Source organism: Clostridium sp. CTA-6 (assembly GCF_054768115.1).
The window spans coordinates 225,813-245,397 of sequence record NZ_BAAAAU010000007.1 but is presented as its reverse complement, the minus strand read 5'-3'; the positions used below and the strand labels follow the sequence as shown (position 1 = coordinate 245,397).

Here is a 19,585-nt window from a genome sequence, read left to right as displayed (position 1 = left end):
TGGTTATTAATAAGGAGGAAAAATGATGAAAAAAGGTATAGCTGCTTCAAAGGGATATGCTATAGGAAAGATTTTTATTAAGGAAGACATAAATATAGAAGTTGTAGAAAAGAGTATAGATGACACAGAGAAAGAAAAAGAAAGATTTAAAAGTGCCTTAAGCAATACCAGAGAGCAACTTGAAAGAATAAAGGATAAGGCGCAAAAGGAAGTAGGAGCAGAAAAAGCAGCAGTTTTTGATAGTCATATTATGTTATTAGATGATCCAGAATTTGCTGGAGCTGTAGAAATGAATATAGAATCTAATAAAGTTAATTCAGAAAAAGCACTTCAAGAAGTAATTGATATGTATAGTTCTATATTTGCTTCTATGGAAGACGAATACATGAGAGAAAGAGGAGCAGACATAAAGGACGTAGGTAAGAGAATAATGCTAAATATTATGGGGAAATCGGTAAATAGTATGGACGATTTAGATAAAGATACCATAATAGTAGCCCAAGATTTAACTCCATCTGATACTGCTCAATTAGATAAAGACAAAGTAATAGCTTTTTTAACTAATATAGGTGGAAGGACTTCTCATAGTGCTATAATGGCTAGAACATTAGAAATACCAGCTATAGTTGGTATGAAAGATATAACTGAATCTGTTAAGAATGATGATGTAGTAATAGTTGATGGAACTGAAGGTGTAGTAATAATAAATCCAGATAAAGAAACTATAGAAGAGTATGAAAAAAGTAAAGAATCTTTCTTAAGAGAAAAAGAAGAATTAAAGAAACTTATAAATGTTGAAACAGTTACTAAAGCAGGAAAAAGAGTAGAAGTTTGTGGAAATATAGGAAAACCTCAAGATGTTCATCAAGTATTAGAAAATGGAGGAGAAGGTGTAGGCCTTTTTAGAACAGAATTTTTATATATGGATAGAGATAATATGCCATCAGAAGATGAACAATTTGAATCTTATAAATATGCAGTAGAAAAAATGGAAGGAAAACCTGTAGTTATAAGAACTTTAGATATAGGTGGAGATAAAAAACTTCCATATTTAGAAATGCCAGAAGAGATGAATCCTTTCTTAGGATATAGAGCTATAAGATTATGCCTTGACAGAAAAGAGCTATTTAAAGTTCAATTAAGAGCATTACTTAGAGCATCAGCTTTTGGAAATTTAAAAATAATGTTTCCAATGATATCATCTTTATCTGAATTTAAGGCTGCTAAAGAATTGTTAAAAGAATGTATGAATGAGTTAAAAGCAGAGGGAAAAGAATTTAATGAAAATCTAGAAACCGGTATAATGGTAGAAATACCAGCAGCTGCTATATGTGCAGATGAACTTGCTAAACATGTAGATTTCTTTAGTATAGGTACTAATGATTTAATACAATATACATTAGCTGCAGATAGAATGAATGAAAAAATATCATATCTTTATGATCCAATGCATCCAGCAGTATTAAGATTAATAAAGATGACTATAGATGCAGCACACAAAGAAGGAAAATGGTGTGGAATGTGCGGAGAAATGGCTGGAGATGAAAATGCTATAGCAACTCTTGTAGAATATGGATTAGATGAGTATTCTATGAGTGCATCTTCTATCTTAACAGCCAAAAAAATAATTATGAATTCTTAATAAAAAAAACTTCATGTTAACTTTATGTTTTCATGGAGTTTTTTTTTACACAACTGATATTTTTAGATATAATTAGATATATATCTATATTTTTTTATGGAGGGGATAATATGTTAAAAAATAAGAAGATAGGACTAATACTAATTACCCTAATAATTTTTAGTTTTTCAATAGGATGTACTAAGGAGAATAAATCCTCAGTTGAAAATACTAAGCAAGAAGAACAAAAGGTAGAATCTAATAATAATAATGATAAAGAAGAGAAAGATAAGAAAGATAATACTGAAACTAAAAATGAAGAAAAAAAAGATGAAAAAAAAGATGAAAAAGAGGTTTCAGAAAAAACAAAGTTTTCTAAGATAGAAAAACAAGAGATAGTAGATAAAAAATTTCAAGGGGAAAATAATACTGAATGGAAAGAGAGTGAGCAAAAAAAATACTCAGCTATTGTAGAAGGTAAAGGGAATAATGGGGAAGAAGAAGGCATAGGCAAAATCTATTTAAAAGAAAACAATACTAATAAATTATGGTTGTTAAAAATCAATGAAATAAAAGATCAAAAGAGCCCTAAATTTTTATATTGGGTAGATAATGAAAATTTATTAGTTATTATTGGTCATGGCTATGGAACAGTTTCTAAAGGTGGAAATTTATATTGTATAAATGTAAAGAATGATACTATTACTCCAGTATATGAAGCAAAAGATGATAAACATGAAGTAGTATCTGTAGAAAAGGTAAAGGATAATTCAGGAGAAAGAAGCTTAATATTAACATTAAATGTATATGAAGATGATAATTTTATTAAATCACATAAAGAAAAAATTACTATTTCTAATGATAAAGTAAAAGAATTTATTAAATAAGAACTATAGCTAAGAGAGGAAATTCAAATGAATAATGAAGCTAAATCTAGAAAAATATACGCTAAGGCTTTAGACAATTTTAATAATGGAAATATAGATAAGGCTCTAGATTTGTGTGAAAAAAGTATATCAATGGATTTAAAAAATAATTCTGCCATAAATTTGAAGGGGTTATTGTATTATTTAAAAGGTGATTTAATAAGTTGTAAAAATTTATGGAAAATGAATTATCATACAAATAAAGATGCGGTATCTTATAAATATTTACAAGATGCCAAATTAGATGAACAATTTTTAAAAAAATATGCAAATGCTATTGCATTAATTAAAAATAATGATATAGAAGGAGCTAAAGATTTATTAAAGCAATGTGAAAAAACGGATTTTAATCGTATAAATGTATGTAATAATTTAGCTATGTGTTATATTAAATTAGGTAAATATAATAATGCTTTAGAATATTATCAAAAGGCCTTATCTATAGATAAGAATAATGATATATCTATAAATATAAAAAAGGAATTATATAAAAAGGGTCTAATAAAAAAGCACAAAGGTAAAAAAATATTAATATCGATATTAGTCATTAGCATTGTATCTTTGGCTTCTATATATTTATTTAATAAATTTAATAAACCGAAAAATATTGGTGAAATAAAAAATAATAAAATAACATCAAAAGAAAATAAAAATAATTCCAATATACCTAAAAAAGAAGAAGTAAAAAAAGCAGAGAGAAAAAAACAAGAAATAAAAAAGGAAGAAAAAATAGATATACAAAATTTAAATAATTATATAGAAAAGAAAAATTACATTCAATTATATAATATATATTCAAATTATAAAAATAAAAATTTGGATGTTAATAGCAAAAGTGCATTAGTAAAAGCAGAAAAACTGTTAAAAGAAGAAGGTATAGAATATTTTTATAATACTGCTATGGTAAATGCTAATAATAAAAAATATAAAGAAAGTAATGATTTTCTCTTAAAAGCATATAGTTTAGGTAATGTGAATTATTTATACCCACATATAATATATTTATTAGCTACAAATTATGAAGTATTAAATAATATAAGTGAAGCTATAAGATATTATGAAATATATGTTAATAGCTTTGTGAAAAGTGATTATGGAGATTTGGTATTATACAAACTTGCAACATTAAATGAAAAAATAGATGATGTTAAATCTAAGAACTATGCTAAAAAGTTATCACAAATATACCCTCAGTCTATGTACAATAATTCTAATATAAAGAGAATTATAAATAACAACTAATATTTTAGAATATTTTATTTATAATGTAAAACAATAATATTAGTATTAATGTTGTTTTACAGGAGAGAATAAAGATGATAACAATTATAAAAAATGGATATGTATATTCCCCTAAATTTTTAGGGAAAAAAGATGTTTTAATAGTTTCTAGCAATATAGAAGGGGTATATGATAACTTAGATATACCAAAGGAATTTGGTGAAATAAAAGTTATAGATGCTAAGGAAAATATAGTTATACCAGGATTTATAGATTCTCACGTTCATTTAATAGGTGGCGGTGGTGAGGGTGGATTTAGCACTAGAACACCTGAAATACAATTATCACATATAATAAGTTCTGGTATAACTACTGTAGTAGGTTGCTTAGGAACAGATGGTATATGTAGAAGTATGGAATCATTACTAGCTAAAGCTAAGGGATTAGAAGAAGAGGGTATAACTACATACATATACACTGGATCATATAGTATACCAGTTAATAATATAACAGGCTGTTCAAAGTCTGATATTATGCTAATAGATAAGGTTATAGGTGTAGGCGAAATAGCTTTGTCGGATCATAGATCTTCCCAACCTAGTTATGAGGATTTTGTAAAAATTTGTGCAGAGGGAAGAGTAGGTGGTTTATTAGCTAATAAGCCTGGAATCATTCATGTTCACATTGGTAGTGGCAAAAGAGGAATAGATTACTTGTTTAAAGTAATAAAAGATACAGAAATACCTGCATCTCAAATTATACCTACTCATATGGGGAGAAATGAAGATTTATTTAATCAGGGGATAGAATATATGAAAAAAGGTGGAGTTATAGATTTAACAACAAGTTCCGATCCTAATTTTTTAGAAGAAGGAGAAATAAAAGCTAGTTCAGGATTTAAAAGAATATTAGATAGTGGTTTAGATCCAGAAAGAGTTCACTTTTCTTCAGATGGACAGGGAAGTTTGCCTATATTTAATAAAAAAAGAGAGTATGTAGGTTTAGGTATAGGTTCAGTGCAATCATTATATAGAGAATTTAAAGATTGTGTTATAAAAGAAAAAATAGAAATAGAAGATGCATTAAAAGTAGTTACATCAAATGTAGCAGATCATTTGAAGCTAAATAATAAGGGATATATAGAAAAAGAAAAAGATGCAGATATAGTAATATTAGATAAGGAAAATTTAGATATATTACATGTTATTTGCAAAGGTAAACACTTAGTTAAAGATGGCAAAGTTTTAAAGAAAGGTACGTTTGAAGGATAAATAATAATTTTTTATAATACATTTTAAAACTATTGACTAATATAGGGCTATATATTAAAATATAAATAAACACATACCCTATTAGGGTATATCGGAGGGTGATTAATTATGGTTAAAGAAATAAATGAAAACGTATTTGGTGAAGAAGTATTAAATTCAGAGGTTCCTGTAGTAGTAGATTTTTGGGCAACATGGTGCGGACCTTGTAAAATGCTTGCCCCTGTAGTGGAAGAAATATCTCAAGAATTAGGACAAAAAGTAAAATTTGTTAAAGTTAATGTAGATGAAAATCCAGTTATATCAACACAATATAAAATAGCTAGTATACCAACGCTTATGACATTTAAAGCAGGTAAAGCAGTAGAAACATTAGTTGGATTTAGACCAAAAGAAGCTATAAAATCAGCAGTAGAAAAGCATATTTAATATAAAATAAATTGAGAATAACATTAATGTTATTCTCAATTTTACATTTTTTAGGAGGAGATATTATGGGGAAAAGATATGATATAGCTATAATAGGTAGTGGGCCCGCAGGGTTGGAAGCAGCAATAAATGCTAAAATAAGAAATAAGGACATAATAATATTTGGTAATAAGGAGTTAAGTTCAAAACTTGTAAAAGCTCCTAAAATAAATAATTATCTTGGTTTTTATAATGTTTCAGGTAATGAATTAAAAGATAAGTTTGTAGATCATATAGATAAAATGGGAATAGAAATAACTTTTGAGAGAATAAATAATGTTTATGCTATGGGAGAATATTTTGCTCTAATGGTCAATGAAAAAATGTATGAAGCTAAAACAGTTATATTATCTACTGGGGTAGAGTATGGCAAAGCATTAAAAGGTGAAGAGGAATTTTTAGGTAAAGGTGTAGGATATTGTGCTACTTGTGATGCGCCACTTTATAAAAATAAAACAGTTGCTATAATAGGGTATAATAAAGAAGCTGAGGAAGAAGCTAATTTTGTAAGTGAATTAGCATCAAAACTTTATTACATTCCTATGTATAGATCAGATTATGAATTAAGTGAAAAAGTAGAAGTTATTAATGATAAACCTGTAGAAATAGTAGGAGAACAACATGTGAAAAAATTAATTCTTAAAGGTTCACAAATAGAAGCAGATGGTATTTTTGTTTTAAAAGATAGTGTATCTCCTTCACAATTAGTACCAGGTTTAGAAATGGAAGATGAACATATAAAAGTTGATAGAAAAATGCAAACTAATATATCAGGATGCTTTGCTGCGGGGGATTGTACTGGAAAACCATATCAATATATAAAGTCTGCAGGAGAAGGCCAAATTGCAGCATTAAGCGCGGTTTCTTATTTAGATAAACAGAGTTCTTAGCTTTAGAGGGAGTTTTTACTCCCACTAGAGCTTAGAAATCGTTATCCAGGGACGTAGCCGCTCTTTACTCCCACTTTGAAGAAGATGGGAGTATTAGAGCGGGTAGTCATCGGATAAAATTAATTCATAGACAAAAATAATAGGGAGCTTTTTATTATATTCAAATAAAATTTGCACCTAACTAAGTATAAATATATTTTACAAATCAATAAAATAGGATTTAGCACATAATTCGAATTTTGTTTATGTACTAAATCCTTTTGATTTTTTTATAAAATATAAAGTATTTAATTTTTAATTAGTTTTAAAAAATACATGATTACCTATTATTTTTTTATTATTTTTAGACACATTGTTCATCCAATTACAGGTAGATATTTTAGGGTTATAAAAATAAAGAGCGTTATTTGTAGGATCTTTTCCTTTTAAAGCCTGTTCTACTGCTTCAAAACTTGTTTTGTCTGGTATTTTGGATATTGATCCATTTTTATTTAAACAAGAAAAGGCATTTTTTTGTTTTATAACACTATCTACAGTTTTAGGAAAACCAGGTGTTACAGTTCTGTTTAAAATCACAGAAGCTACTGCTATTTTACCTTCAAAAGGTTCAGATTCACTTTCAGCTTGAACTACTTGAGCCATTAAGTATATATCATCTTTTGTAAGATATATTTTTTTATTTGTATAGTTTATAACCTGAACATCTTCAGAGTTATCAATATTGTAATTATGCGTACAAGAAAAAGCAGCTATGGATTTATTCCAAGATGAACTAAAAATAATTATAGTTAAAACTATAATTACATTCAATAAAAAATATTTTTTCATTTTCTCACTCCTTTTGCCTACGAGGTTAGCTGACGGGTTCGGAAAAGGTATAACCTACGTAATTTTACGATTCACCCCAAAATTTGGTTTCCCCGTGTTTTAATAAACTTAGGCTAATAGTAGTATAACCCCAAATTATTTTTTAATACTTAAAAAAATATAAAAAAAATAATAAAATTATTTTAACTATGATATAAAAATAATTTAATAGTGTATAATTGAGATATATAGTTATTTTAAGGGGTGACTTATAATTGGAATTTTTGGATATGATAGTTAATTCTATAAAAAATATTAGTTTATATTCTATATTAGATATATTAGTAGTATCATATATTTTTTATAAAAGTTATGTGTTAATAAAAGAAACTAGAGCAGAACAATTATTAAAAGGTATAATACTTATAATAATATTAATACCCATAAGTAGTTTGTTACATCTAACTATGTTAAGTTGGATATTAACAAAAACACTAACTATAGGGGTATTATCTTTTGTTATAATTTTTCAGCCAGAAATACGAAGAGCTCTTGAACATATAGGAAGAAGCGCATTTACGGACAAACATTTGCTACAGGATGAAGAAATAATGGGTAAAGTCATAGATAGTATTATAGTAGCAGTAGATAATCTTTCAAAAAGTAGGACAGGAGCATTAATAGTTATTGAACAATTTACTGGATTAGGAGAAATAATAAATACAGGAACTAAATTAGATGCTATGGTATCATCAGCACTATTAGAAAATATATTTGTTGTAAATACTCCATTACATGATGGAGCTACAATTATAAGAAATGATAGAATAATATCTGCAGGATGTTTTCTACCCTTAACCCAAAATACAGACATAAATAAAAAATTAGGCACGAGGCATAGAGCCGCTATAGGTATATCAGAGAATTCAGATTCTATAACTATAGTAGTGTCTGAAGAAACAGGAATGATTTCTTTAGCTGTTAATGGGCAATTAACAAGAGGATATGATAAAGAAAAATTAAAGGATATTATGATAAAAATCATAAAAAAAGGCTTTGATGAAGACAGTACTTTTAGGGGGCAGGTGGTAGAATGGGCAAAAAAAGTAAAACAGAAAATATAATAGTGAAAATTTGTTGTATAATAGCTTCTTTTGCTTTGTGGTTATATATATTTAATATAGAAAATCCAATAAAAGAACAAAAAATAACAGTTCCCGTTAATATAGTAAATAAGGAAAGTATGAATGAACTTGAATTAGCTTTGATGCCAAAAGAGGTTAATACAGTTACATTGATAATAAAAGGAAATGTAAAAGACATTTATTCCGTAAAAGCAGAAGACTTTAAAGTAGAAGCAGACTTAAATTCTTTTGGGCTAAAGAAAGGTGAAAATAAAATACCTGTTAAGGTAAAGAAAAGTCCTGGTAGCATTAAGATAGTAAATGAGGAAAATTTATGGACTAAAATTACTTTAGATAAGTTAAAATCTAACACAGTACCAATTAAAATAAAAGTAACAGGTACTCCTAAAGATGGATATGCAGCTTTAAATCCAATCATAAAGGAAGAAACAGCTACTATCTATGGGACAGAGACTTATATTAACAAAGTAAAAGAGGTAGTAGGAAAGTGTAACATAGATGGAAAATCTTCAGAAATAAAAACTAATATATCCCTTCAAGCAAAAACATATGACGGAGATATAATAAATGAGGTTTCAGTAGAACCATCCAAAGTGTATGTAAAGATACCTTTAACAAGAATTAAAAGAGTACCAGTAAATATGAGACTTAGTGAAGATATATCAAATAATAAAAATATAGAATCTATAACGCCATTACAAAGTGAAGTTGAAATTTCCGGAGAAGAAGAAGTTATACAAAATATAAAATATATAGATACAGAGATGATAAATATTAATTCTATAAAAATAGGACAGGAAAATATAGAAAGTAATTTAGTAGTACCAAAAGGAGCTATACTAGTAAGCGGTAATAATACTATAAAACTTAAAGTTAAATTTAAAGTTATAGAAGACAAAAAGGAAGATGAAAAGAATAAAGATAAAGATAAAGAAGAAAATAAAGAAGATAAAATAATTGAGAAGAAGGCTACAAAAGATATTAACATTATAAATGAGCCTAAGGATAAAGAAGTTTTATTGAGCCAATCTAATGTAACTATAAACATGAAAGGCAATAAAGATGTTATAGATAAGATAAATGTAGATAATATAAAGTGCTATGTAGATTTAAAAAATGTTAATTTAGGAGAAAATATAATAAAAGTTATTGTAGATATGGGAGATAATAAAATAGATTATAGTGTTAATTTAGACAGTATAAAAGTAACAGTAAAGGAAAAACAGGAGGAATAGCATGCCATTAAGAATTAATAATGTGACTTTAGAAATAGATGAAGATTTAAGTTTATTAAGAAATAAAATTTGTGAAAAATTAAATATATCTTCAAAGTATATAAAAGACTTTAAAATATTAAGAGAATCAATAGATGCTAGAAGAAATTCTATAAAGTTTAATTATTCGGTTGAAGTGTTCTGTGAAGATGAGAAAAGAATAATGAAAAATATAAAAGATAAAAGTATAACTTTTCAAGATGCTGAATATGAAGAAAAAATAGTATTTGGAACTAAAAAGATGAAGGAAAGACCAGTTATAGTAGGTATGGGACCAGCAGGCATGTTTGCCGGTCTTATGCTAGCTAAAAATGGATACAGGCCTATAGTTATAGAAAGAGGAGAAGCTATAGAAGAAAGAAGTAAAACCGTAGAGAGATTTTGGAACACAGGAGTTTTAAATATAGAATCTAATGTACAATTTGGAGAAGGGGGGGCAGGTACTTTTTCTGATGGAAAGTTAACTACTAGAATAAAGGATAAAAGATGCTCTTTTATATTAGAAGAAATGGTTAAAGCAGGAGCTCCCAAGGAAATAATATATTCTGGTAAACCTCATATTGGAACAGATATATTAAAAAATGTAGTTAAAAATATAAGGAATACTATAAATTCTCTAGGAGGAGAAATAAGATTTAATAGTAAATTAGAAAATGTAATAATTGAAGATGGAAAGGTAAATGCTATTATAGTAAATAAAGAAGAGATTCCTTGTGAAAATTTAATATTAGCTATAGGGCATAGTTCTAGAGATACTTATGAAATGCTTTATAAAAACAATATTTTTATGGAAAGTAAGGCTTTTGCCATAGGAGTTAGAGTAGAGCATCTAAGGGAAATGATAGATAAAAATCAATATGGAAAATATGCAGGTCATCCTAGACTTAAAGCGGCAGATTATAGATTAACTTATACAACTAAAAATAGTAATAGATCAGTGTATAGTTTTTGTATGTGTCCTGGCGGTGAGGTAGTTGCGGCAGCTTCTGAAGAGGGCCTGTTAGTTACCAATGGTATGAGCTATTATTCAAGAGACAAAGATAACTCAAATTCAGCTATAGTTGTATCTGTAACACCTGAAGACTTTGAAGGGAACACACCTTTAAAGGGAATGGAGTTCCAAAGACGCTATGAAAGACTAGCTTATAAATTAGGTGGAGAAAATTATAATGCTCCAGTACAGTTGGTAGAAGATTTTTTAAAGGATAAAAATTCATCTAAATTAGGAGCAGTAAAACCATCCTACAAACCAGGATATGAATTTAAGAATATATCAGAATGTTTACCAAATTATGTAGTAGATTCATTAAAAGAAGGTTTTTCTAGCTTTGATAATAAAATAAAAGGATTTGCTAGCAATGATGCTATTTTAACAGGAATAGAAACTAGAACATCAGCTCCAGTGAGAATTACTAGAAATGAAAATTTAGAAAGCATATCTTTGAAAGGGTTATATCCAGCGGGAGAAGGTGCTGGATATGCGGGAGGCATAATCTCTGCAGCGGTAGATGGAGTGAAGGTTGCTGAAAATATAATAAAGACATATAGTTCGTTAAAATAAAAACTTTTAAAAAAATATTGCGTTGTTCATAAATTTTGATAAAATATAAGTTAAAGAATAGTATAAGCTAAAGAATAATATAAATATGGGAGATTTAAAATGAGTGGTAATGATCTTATATTAGTAATTAATCCAGGATCTACATCTACTAAAATTGCTTTATTTAATAAAGAAAATCCTATAATTACAGATAATTTATTTCATTCACTAGAGGAAATAAATAAGTATGATTCAATATATGAACAAAAAGGTATGAGAGAAAAAATAATAATGGAATGGCTGGAAGAAAAGGGTGTAGATTTAAATAGACTTGTTGCTATAGTAGGAAGAGGCGGACTACTACGCCCTATGCCAGGTGGTACTTACAAGGTAACAAAAAAAATGATGGAAGATTTAAAGATAGGTTATCAAGGACAACATGCTTCTAATCTTGGAGGAATTATAGCCTATGATATTTCTGAAAAATTAAATATACCTTCATTTATAGTGGATCCGGTGGCAGTAGATGAAATATTAGAGGAGGCTAGGATATCTGGCATGCCTGAAATAAAAAGGAGATCTTTAGTTCATGCTTTGAATATAAAGGCTGTAACAAGAAAAGTTTGTAACAAGATTGATAAGGATTTTTTCAATAGTTCCTTTGTAGTAGCACACTTGGGTGGAGGTATATCAGTATGCCCAATCAAAAATGGGAAAATATTAGATGTAAATAATGCTAATGAAGAAGGTCCATTTTCTCCAGAAAGGACAGGGAGTTTACCTGTAGGAGATTTAATAAAAATGGCTTATAGTAGTAAGTATACTTACAAAGAGTTAAAGAAAAAAATTATGGGTAAAGGTGGACTAATAGCATATCTAGATACAAATGATGGAAGAGTTGTAGATAGAATAATTGAGGAAGGTAATAAAAAAGCTGAGCTTATTTTAGAAGCTATGGCTTATCAAATTGCCAAAGAAATAGGCTCTATGGCTACAGTATTAAAAGGCAATGTAGACGCCATAATTCTTACAGGGGGATTAGCTTATAATAAAAGATTAACTACTTGGATAAAAGAAAGAGTTGAATTTATATCTCCAATTGAATTGGTACCTGGAGAAGAGGAGATGTTAGCTTTAGTTGAAGGGGCAATAAGAATTTTAAATAAAGAAGAAAGTGCTAAAATTTACGAAGAAGAGGTGTGTTTTAATGATTAAAAGTTTTGATGAAATACTACAAAAGGCTAAGAGCCAAGAAAAAAGAACCGTATCTGTAGCGGTGGCTCAAGATAAGCATGTATTAGAAGCTATAAAAGATGCTAAAGAACAAGGTCTTGTTAATGCAATACTTGTAGGAAATTTAGAAAAAATCAAAGAAATAGCAAAAGAAATAGGAATGGATTTAGCAGATTATGAGATAGTAAGTGAAAACGATGACAGGAAAGCTGCTTTAAAAGCTGTTGAAATAGTTTCATCAGGAAAAGCAGATATGGTTATGAAAGGTTTAATAGATACAGCAAATTTTTTAAGAGCTGTTTTAAACAAAGAGATAGGATTAAGAACAGGAAAAATAATGTCTCATATTGCAGTATTTGAGGTAAAAAAATTAGAAAAATTAGTAATGATTACAGATTCAGCTTTTAATATGTATCCAGGATTGGAAGAAAAAATTGATATAGTTAAAAATGCAGTTACGGTAGCACACGCAATTGGTATTGAAAATCCAAAAGTTGCTCCTATTTGTGCAGTAGAGGTGGTTAATCCTAAAATGCCAGCTACACTAGATGCAGCTACACTTTCTAAAATGAATGATAGAGGACAAATAAAGGGATGCATAATTGATGGACCATTAGCTTTAGATAATGCTATATCAGAAGAAGCTGCAGCTCATAAAGGAATAGATAGCCCAGTAGCAGGTAATGCTAACATATTTTTAATGCCAAATATAGAAGCAGGAAATGTGATGTATAAGACATTAACTTATGCAGCAGATTGCAAGAATGGTGGATTATTAGTAGGAACATCAGCACCAGTTGTATTAACTTCAAGAAGTGATAGTCATGAATCAAAACTAAATGCAATAGCTTTAGCAGCATTAGTTGCTAGCCAACTAAAAAAATAAATATCTTAAATTTAGGGAGGAATTCAAAATGGGTTACAAATTGCTAATAATTAATCCCGGATCAACATCAACTAAAATAGGAGTATATGAAGATGAGAATCAAATACTAGAAGAAACATTAAGACATTCTTCACAAGAAATTGAAAGTTATAAAACTATATTTGATCAATTTGAATTTAGAAAAGAAGTTATATTAAATGTTTTGAAAGAGAAAAATTTTGATGTAAATGAATTAGATGCTATTGTAGGTAGAGGTGGACTTTTGAAACCTATTGAGGGTGGAACATACAGAGTAAATGACGCCATGATTGAAGATTTAAAAATGGGAGTTCAAGGACAACATGCATCTAATCTTGGAGGAATAATAGCTAATGAAATAGGAAAAAATCTTAACATACCTGCATTTATAGTAGATCCTGTAGTTGTTGATGAAATGAAGGATATAGCAAGAATATCAGGTATGCCTGAAATAAAAAGAAAAAGTATATTTCATGCATTAAATCAAAAGGCAGTTGCTAAAAGATATGCAAAAGAAAACAATAAAAAATATGAGGAGCTTAATTTAATAGTCACACACATGGGTGGAGGAGCTTCCGTAGGAACTCACGAAAAAGGAAAGGTAGTAGATGTAAATAATGCTTTAGATGGAGAAGGACCATTTTCACCAGAAAGAACAGGCGGTCTTCCAGTAGGGGATTTAGTGAAATTATGCTACAGTGGTAAGTACACTTATGAAGAAATGAAGAAGAAGATAAGCGGCAAAGGCGGAGTAGTAGCATATTTAAATACAAATGATTTTAGAGAAGTTGAAGAAAGAGCTGAAAAAGGAGATAAAGATGCAAAATTAATTGTTGATGCATTTATATTTCAAATAGCAAAAGAAATAGGAAAAAATGCCGCTGTTTTATGTGGAAAAGTAGACGCAATATTATTAACAGGAGGAATAGCATATAGTAAAGTTATATGTGAAGGTATAAAAGAAATGGTATCTTTTATAGCGCCAGTAGTTAGATTCCCAGGAGAAGATGAGTTATTAGCATTAACTCAAGGAGGATTAAGAGTATTAAAAGGAGAAGAAGAGGCTAAAGAATATAAATAATATAGAACTTTAATATATGATATAAATAGAATAATTAGTAAAATAAAGAAATTTTTTTTATGATAAAATTATAACAATTAAAAAAAAGAGAAAATTACTTTACAACTATAAGGATTTTTGTGATATAATGAAGTTACAAATTCATCTATAAATTTACTTAAAGATGAAAAATGAAAGAGCTACTTCATGTAGTGTGAAAAAATTTTTTGCTATATGTGAAAAGGGTTTCATTCTATAGAAATGCTCTGTTTTGGAGTGATTAAAATGAGTAGAATAAATATCTTTACAGGACATTTTGGTAGTGGAAAAACAGAAATTGCCATAAATTATGCTATGAAGTTAGCGAAAGAAGGCAAAAAGGTAGCTTTAGTAGACATAGATATTGTAAATCCATATTTCTGCTCAAGAAGTCTAAAGGAAGAGTTTGATAAATTAGGAATAAGAGTAATAGCTTCTGACTCTAAACTTATGAATGCAGAATTAATGGTTGTACCTGGTGAAGTTATGGCAGTATTCAATGATAAAAGTTATGAGGTTGTTATGGATATAGGTGGTGATGATCAAGGAGCAACAGTACTTGGTCAATATAACAAATATTTTAATGAAGAAGATTATGATATGTATTTTGTAGTTAATAATAATAGACCACTTACATCTAATGAAAAAGAAACAGAAGATTATATAAAATCTATAGAAATTTCATCTAGATTAAAAGTTAAATATCTTATATCAAATACAAATCTTTCATATGAAACCACAGTAGATCACATATTAAAGGGTGATGAGATAGTTTTAGAACTTTCTAAAAAGACTGGTCTTCCCTATAAATATATTGTGTGTAGAAAAGATTTTCTAGATGATATAAAAGGTAAGGTTCATGGAGAAATATTTCCAATAGATATATACATGAAACCACCTTGGAGGTAATTTATATTCAAAATTGTCAAAATCTTAAAATTTATCAATAAATAAAAATTGAATATAGACTTGTAAGGCATTCTTATTAAAAAACTTAAGGAGGGGTTATAATGCCAAAAGTAATATTTAGGGAAGAAAGATGTAAGGGCTGTGGCCACTGCATCCAAGTGTGCCCTAAAAAAATAATTAGCTTTTCAGAAAAACTAAATGTAAAAGGTTATAATGCAGCTACAATAGTTGATGAAAAGAAAGATGATTGTATAGCTTGTGCATCATGTGCAAGAATATGCCCAGATTGTGTAATAACAGTAGAAAAGTAAGAAGGAGGGGTTATAATGGGTGAAAAAGTTTTAATGAAGGGTAATGAAGCTATAGGCGAAGCTGCAATCCAAGCAGGATGTGAATGTTTCTTTGGGTATCCAATTACTCCACAAACAGAAGTAGCAGCTTATATGTCAAAGAAAATGCCTAAGATAGGCAAGACATTTGTTCAAGCAGAAAGTGAAATATCAGCTGTAAATATGGTGTATGGTGCAGCAGGAACAGGAATTAGATGTATGACTTCCTCAAGTTCACCAGGAATAAGTTTAAAATCAGAAGGACTTTCATATATAGCAGCAGCAGAACTACCATGTGTTATAATAAACATCGTTAGAGGAGGTCCAGGATTAGGAAGTATTCAGCCAGCACAATCAGATTATTTCCAAGCAACAAAAGCAAGCGGACACGGTGATTTTAATATGCCAGTATTTGCACCTGCTTCTATACAAGAAATGGTTGATTTAATACAAAATGCCTTCGATGTAGCTGATACATACAGGACACCTTGTATGGTTATGGGAGATGGTATGCTTGGACAAATGATGGAACCTGTTGAATTTAAAGAAAGATCATCTAAAGAACTTCCAGCAAAAGATTGGGCAGCTAATGGGTTACATGGAAGAAAAGAGCATAATATAATAAACTCCTTATATTTACAACCAGAAATATTAGAACAACATAACATTCATTTACAAGATAAATATGCTAAGATAAAAGAAAATGAAGTTAGATATGAGTTATATAACTGTGATAAAGAATGCGATTTAATATTAGTTGCATATGGAACAACTTCAAGAATATGCAAAAATGTTGTAAAAATGGCTAAAGAAGAAGGTATGACATTAGGACTAATAAGACCTATAACAATATGGCCTTTCCCATTTGAAGCATTTGAAAAAACTGTAGACCTTACTAAACATGGATATCTGTCTGTAGAAATGAGTTGCGGACAAATGGTTTATGATGTTAAATTAGCATCTAATGGAAGAAAGCCAGTAGATTTTTATGGAAGAACAGGTGGAATGGTTCCAGATCCATCAGATATCCTAGAGAAAGTTAAATCTATAGTAGGAGGTGCTAGATAATGGCTATAGTATATCAACCACCTAAAGCATTAATGGACGTTCCTACACATTATTGTCCAGGATGTACTCATGGTGTAATTCATAAATTAGTTGGAGAAGTAATTGATGAACTTGGAGTATTAGATAAAACAATAGGTGTTGCTCCAGTTGGATGTTCAGTTTTAGCATATAACTATTTTGCCTGTGATATGTTTGAGGCTGCTCATGGTAGAGCACCAGCAGTTGCAACAGGTATAAAAAGAGCTAATCCAGATTCAGTAGTATTTACTTATCAAGGAGATGGAGACTTAGCTGCAATAGGTACAGCTGAGATAGTTCACATTGCAACTAGAGGAGAAAATATTACAACAATATTCGTAAATAACTGTATATATGGAATGACAGGTGGACAGATGGCACCTACTACATTACCAGGTCAAGTAACAGAAACAACACCTTATGGAAGAGATACAAGTTATGCAGGATTCCCAATAAGAGTAGCAGAAATGATATCTACTCTAACTGGAGCTTGCTATGTAGAAAGAGTAGCTGTAAATACAGTTCCAAATATATTAAAAGCTAAAAAGGCAATAAAGAAAGCTTTCCAAAATCAAATAGATAAAAAAGGATTTTCTTTAGTTGAAGTATTGTCAATATGCCCAACTAACTGGGGATTAACTCCTCAAGAATCAATGGACTGGTTAAGAGAAAACATGATCCCATACTATCCTCTTGGCGTTAAGAAGGATACAACTGAGGAGGTGAAATAATATGGCATCACAACAAATTATATTTGCAGGTTTTGGAGGCCAAGGTATATTATCAATGGGTAAATTTTTAGCTTATGCAGGAATGGACTCAAATATGGAAGTTTCATGGTTACCATCTTACGGACCAGAAATGAGAGGTGGTACAGCTAACTGTTCTGTAGTTCTATCTGATACACCAGTTGGATCACCAATAGTAACTAAACCAGATACAGTAGTAGTAATGAATAGACCTTCTTTAGATAAATTTGAAGATATGGTAGCACCAGGTGGATTAATAATATTGGATTCTGACTTAGTTGATAGAATGCCAAAAAGAGATGACATAAAAGTTATAGCTATACCAGCTCAATCTGAAGCGGATAAAATAAGTAGTAAAAAAATAGCTAATATGATTCTTTTGGGAGCTCTTGTAAAACAAACAGGAATAGTTACTATGGATGAAATAACAGCATCATTAAAAGACCATGGTAAGGAAAAATTCTTTGAATTAAACAAAGAAGCTCTTAAAGCTGGAGAGGAATACGTAAAATAATAAATTAAATATTGCCAGTGGAGAAAATATCTTCACTGGCTTTTTATATTTTTCAATTATGTTCCCTATTGTTAGAATTAGTAAACTATAATATAATATCTATGTGTATTTAAAAAATAGGAGTGATGAATTACATGGGTAGAATGTTCGGAACAGATGGAGTCAGAGGAATAGCTAATAAGGAATTAACAGCAGACTTAGCATATAAATTAGGTAAAGCAGGAGCTTTCATATTAACAGAAGGAACACATAGACCTAAGATACTTGTAGGTATGGATACAAGAATATCAGGGGACATGCTAGAGAGTGCTTTAGTAGCAGGTATATTATCTGTAGGAGCAGAAGCTATTTGTGTAGGTGTAATACCAACACCAGCAATAGCTTATTTAACAAGAAAATATAATGCAGATGCAGGGGTTGTTATTTCAGCATCACATAATCCAGTAGAATATAATGGTATAAAGTTTTTTAATAAAGATGGGTACAAATTATCAGATAAATTAGAAGATAATATACAAGCATTAATAGAAAATAATTTTAAGGATGTTCCAGTTTTAACTGGAGAGAATATAGGAAAAAAAATTGAAGAAGATGGAGAGGCTATAAGAGATTACATAGATTTTGCTAAATCAACTATAAAAGGTAATTTAAAAGGATTAAAAGTAGCTTTAGATTGTGCTAATGGAGCATCATATATAACATCTGTAGAAGCTTTTAAGGAATTAGGAGCAGAAGTTTATGTTATAAACAATAAACCAGATGGTGTAAATATAAATAGAAAATCAGGATCAACACATCCAGAAGACCTTATGGAGTATGTAGTTAAAAATAATTGTCATATGGGATTAGCTTTTGATGGAGATGCTGATAGATGTCTAGCAATAGACGAAAATGGTAACTTAATAAATGGAGACTTTATATTAGCTATTTGTGGTAAAGAATTAAAAAAACAAGGTAAGTTAAAGAAAAATACAATAGTAGTTACTGTAATGAGTAATCTTGGATTAGATATAGCTATGAAAAAAGAAGAAATAAATACTATAAAAACAAAAGTTGGGGATAGATATGTCTTAGAGGAAATGCTTAAAAATGACTATGTAATAGGTGGAGAGCAATCAGGTCATATTATATTCTCAGATTATAATACTACAGGGGATGGACTTGTAACTGCTCTGCAATTAGCTCATATTGTAAAAGAAAGTGATAAGACTTTCTCAGAATTATGCTCTATAATGAAAGAGTTACCACAGGTTTTAGTTAATGCTAAAGTTCCTAATGATAAAAAAGATATTTATTTAAAAGATGAAGAAATAAAATCTGAAATAGATACAATTACAAAAAACTTAGATGGCTCAGGGAGAGTACTTATAAGACCTTCTGGTACAGAGCCTTTGGTAAGAGTAATGCTTGAAGGAGAAAATCAAGACGAAATCGACAAGTTAGCGCATGACTTAGCTAAACTAATAGAGAGTAAAGTAAAATAATAAGATTGGTTTATATTTTTAAAACATAAGGGTAATTTATAATTATAAGGTTAATTATAAATTACCCTTATGTTTTTTTAGTATAAATAAAATTAAAATAATAAAATATTCAAAAAAT

Annotated in this window: 19 protein-coding genes and 1 riboswitch; of the genes, 18 read left to right on the top strand and 1 reads right to left on the bottom strand. The window is 29.2% G+C overall.

The features are described 5' to 3' along the window. Positions 1–22: 22 nt before the first annotated feature. From ptsP to ACYUDJ_RS12820, 6 genes are all read left to right on the top strand, one after another. Positions 23–1,642 carry a phosphoenolpyruvate--protein phosphotransferase gene (ptsP, locus tag ACYUDJ_RS12845; RefSeq protein WP_080333665.1) on the top strand — a complete coding sequence of 540 codons (1,620 nt, stop codon included), beginning with the start codon at positions 23–25 and terminating at the stop codon, positions 1,640–1,642. Between the two features lie 110 nt (positions 1,643–1,752). Further along, entirely contained in the window at positions 1,753–2,508 is a 756-nt protein-coding gene (locus ACYUDJ_RS12840; protein ID WP_043032592.1) for a DUF4652 domain-containing protein, read from the top strand. A gap of 27 nt (positions 2,509–2,535) precedes the next feature. Further along, positions 2,536–3,789, top strand: a complete 1,254-nt coding sequence (locus tag ACYUDJ_RS12835) for a tetratricopeptide repeat protein (protein ID WP_003482985.1) — start codon at positions 2,536–2,538, stop codon at positions 3,787–3,789. 74 nt (positions 3,790–3,863) lie between these two features. Continuing rightward, on the top strand, positions 3,864–5,039 hold the full coding sequence (gene iadA, locus ACYUDJ_RS12830; protein WP_043032591.1) for a beta-aspartyl-peptidase: 1,176 nt from the start codon (positions 3,864–3,866) through the stop codon (positions 5,037–5,039). Positions 5,040–5,147: 108 nt separating this feature from the next. Then, a complete protein-coding gene (gene trxA / locus ACYUDJ_RS12825; RefSeq protein WP_003482989.1) occupies positions 5,148–5,465 on the top strand; it encodes a thioredoxin in 318 nt (105 codons plus the stop codon). 65 nt (positions 5,466–5,530) lie between these two features. Then, positions 5,531–6,394, top strand: coding sequence for an NAD(P)/FAD-dependent oxidoreductase (locus ACYUDJ_RS12820; RefSeq protein WP_042384099.1), 864 nt, complete (start codon positions 5,531–5,533; stop codon positions 6,392–6,394). A gap of 294 nt (positions 6,395–6,688) precedes the next feature. On the opposite strand, the gene ACYUDJ_RS12815 is transcribed toward ACYUDJ_RS12820, so the two are convergent. Next, the gene (locus tag ACYUDJ_RS12815) at positions 6,689–7,222 is read right to left on the bottom strand and encodes a cell wall hydrolase (RefSeq protein ID WP_003482991.1); all 534 of its coding nucleotides are present in this window, start codon (positions 7,220–7,222) and stop codon (positions 6,689–6,691) included. Then, positions 7,221–7,347, bottom strand: a riboswitch (cyclic di-AMP (ydaO/yuaA leader). (Overlaps the previous gene by 2 nt.) A 129-nt stretch (positions 7,348–7,476) precedes the next feature. Here ACYUDJ_RS12815 and cdaA point away from each other — a divergent pair. The 12 genes from cdaA (at position 7,477) to glmM (ending at position 19,467) form a co-directional block, all read left to right on the top strand. Then, on the top strand, positions 7,477–8,325 hold the full coding sequence (gene cdaA / locus ACYUDJ_RS12810; protein ID WP_043032590.1) for a diadenylate cyclase CdaA: 849 nt from the start codon (positions 7,477–7,479) through the stop codon (positions 8,323–8,325). Further along, a complete protein-coding gene (locus ACYUDJ_RS12805) occupies positions 8,295–9,581 on the top strand; it encodes a CdaR family protein (RefSeq protein ID WP_043032589.1) in 1,287 nt (428 codons plus the stop codon). Before cdaA ends, ACYUDJ_RS12805 begins: the two co-directional genes overlap by 31 nt. A gap of 1 nt (position 9,582) precedes the next feature. Continuing rightward, entirely contained in the window at positions 9,583–11,181 is a 1,599-nt protein-coding gene (locus ACYUDJ_RS12800; protein WP_043032588.1) for an NAD(P)/FAD-dependent oxidoreductase, read from the top strand. 99 nt (positions 11,182–11,280) lie between these two features. Then, positions 11,281–12,375: a butyrate kinase gene (gene buk, locus ACYUDJ_RS12795; protein ID WP_003482999.1), complete on the top strand. Its 1,095-nt coding sequence runs from the start codon at positions 11,281–11,283 to the stop codon at positions 12,373–12,375. After that, positions 12,368–13,279, top strand: a complete 912-nt coding sequence (gene ptb / locus ACYUDJ_RS12790; RefSeq protein ID WP_003483001.1) for a phosphate butyryltransferase — start codon at positions 12,368–12,370, stop codon at positions 13,277–13,279. The genes buk (ACYUDJ_RS12795) and ptb overlap by 8 nt, the downstream gene beginning before the upstream one ends. A gap of 28 nt (positions 13,280–13,307) precedes the next feature. Next, positions 13,308–14,378, top strand: coding sequence for a butyrate kinase (buk, locus tag ACYUDJ_RS12785; RefSeq protein ID WP_003483003.1), 1,071 nt, complete (start codon positions 13,308–13,310; stop codon positions 14,376–14,378). A gap of 264 nt (positions 14,379–14,642) precedes the next feature. Beyond that, positions 14,643–15,305 (top strand): nucleotide-binding protein, encoded by a 663-nt coding sequence (locus ACYUDJ_RS12780; protein ID WP_042384105.1) that lies wholly within the window; start codon positions 14,643–14,645, stop codon positions 15,303–15,305. Positions 15,306–15,406: 101 nt separating this feature from the next. Beyond that, the gene (locus ACYUDJ_RS12775) at positions 15,407–15,616 is read left to right on the top strand and encodes a 4Fe-4S binding protein (RefSeq protein WP_003357528.1); all 210 of its coding nucleotides are present in this window, start codon (positions 15,407–15,409) and stop codon (positions 15,614–15,616) included. A gap of 15 nt (positions 15,617–15,631) precedes the next feature. Next, entirely contained in the window at positions 15,632–16,702 is a 1,071-nt protein-coding gene (locus tag ACYUDJ_RS12770) for a 3-methyl-2-oxobutanoate dehydrogenase subunit VorB (protein ID WP_003483006.1), read from the top strand. Next, on the top strand, positions 16,702–17,451 hold the full coding sequence (locus tag ACYUDJ_RS12765) for a thiamine pyrophosphate-dependent enzyme (RefSeq protein ID WP_003483007.1): 750 nt from the start codon (positions 16,702–16,704) through the stop codon (positions 17,449–17,451). Before ACYUDJ_RS12770 ends, ACYUDJ_RS12765 begins: the two co-directional genes overlap by 1 nt. 1 nt (position 17,452) lies before the next feature. Then, a complete protein-coding gene (locus tag ACYUDJ_RS12760) occupies positions 17,453–17,983 on the top strand; it encodes a 2-oxoacid:acceptor oxidoreductase family protein (protein WP_003483008.1) in 531 nt (176 codons plus the stop codon). A 134-nt stretch (positions 17,984–18,117) separates the two neighbouring features. After that, positions 18,118–19,467 carry a phosphoglucosamine mutase gene (glmM, locus tag ACYUDJ_RS12755; protein WP_003483009.1) on the top strand — a complete coding sequence of 450 codons (1,350 nt, stop codon included), beginning with the start codon at positions 18,118–18,120 and terminating at the stop codon, positions 19,465–19,467. The last annotated feature ends 118 nt before the right edge of the window (positions 19,468–19,585 follow it).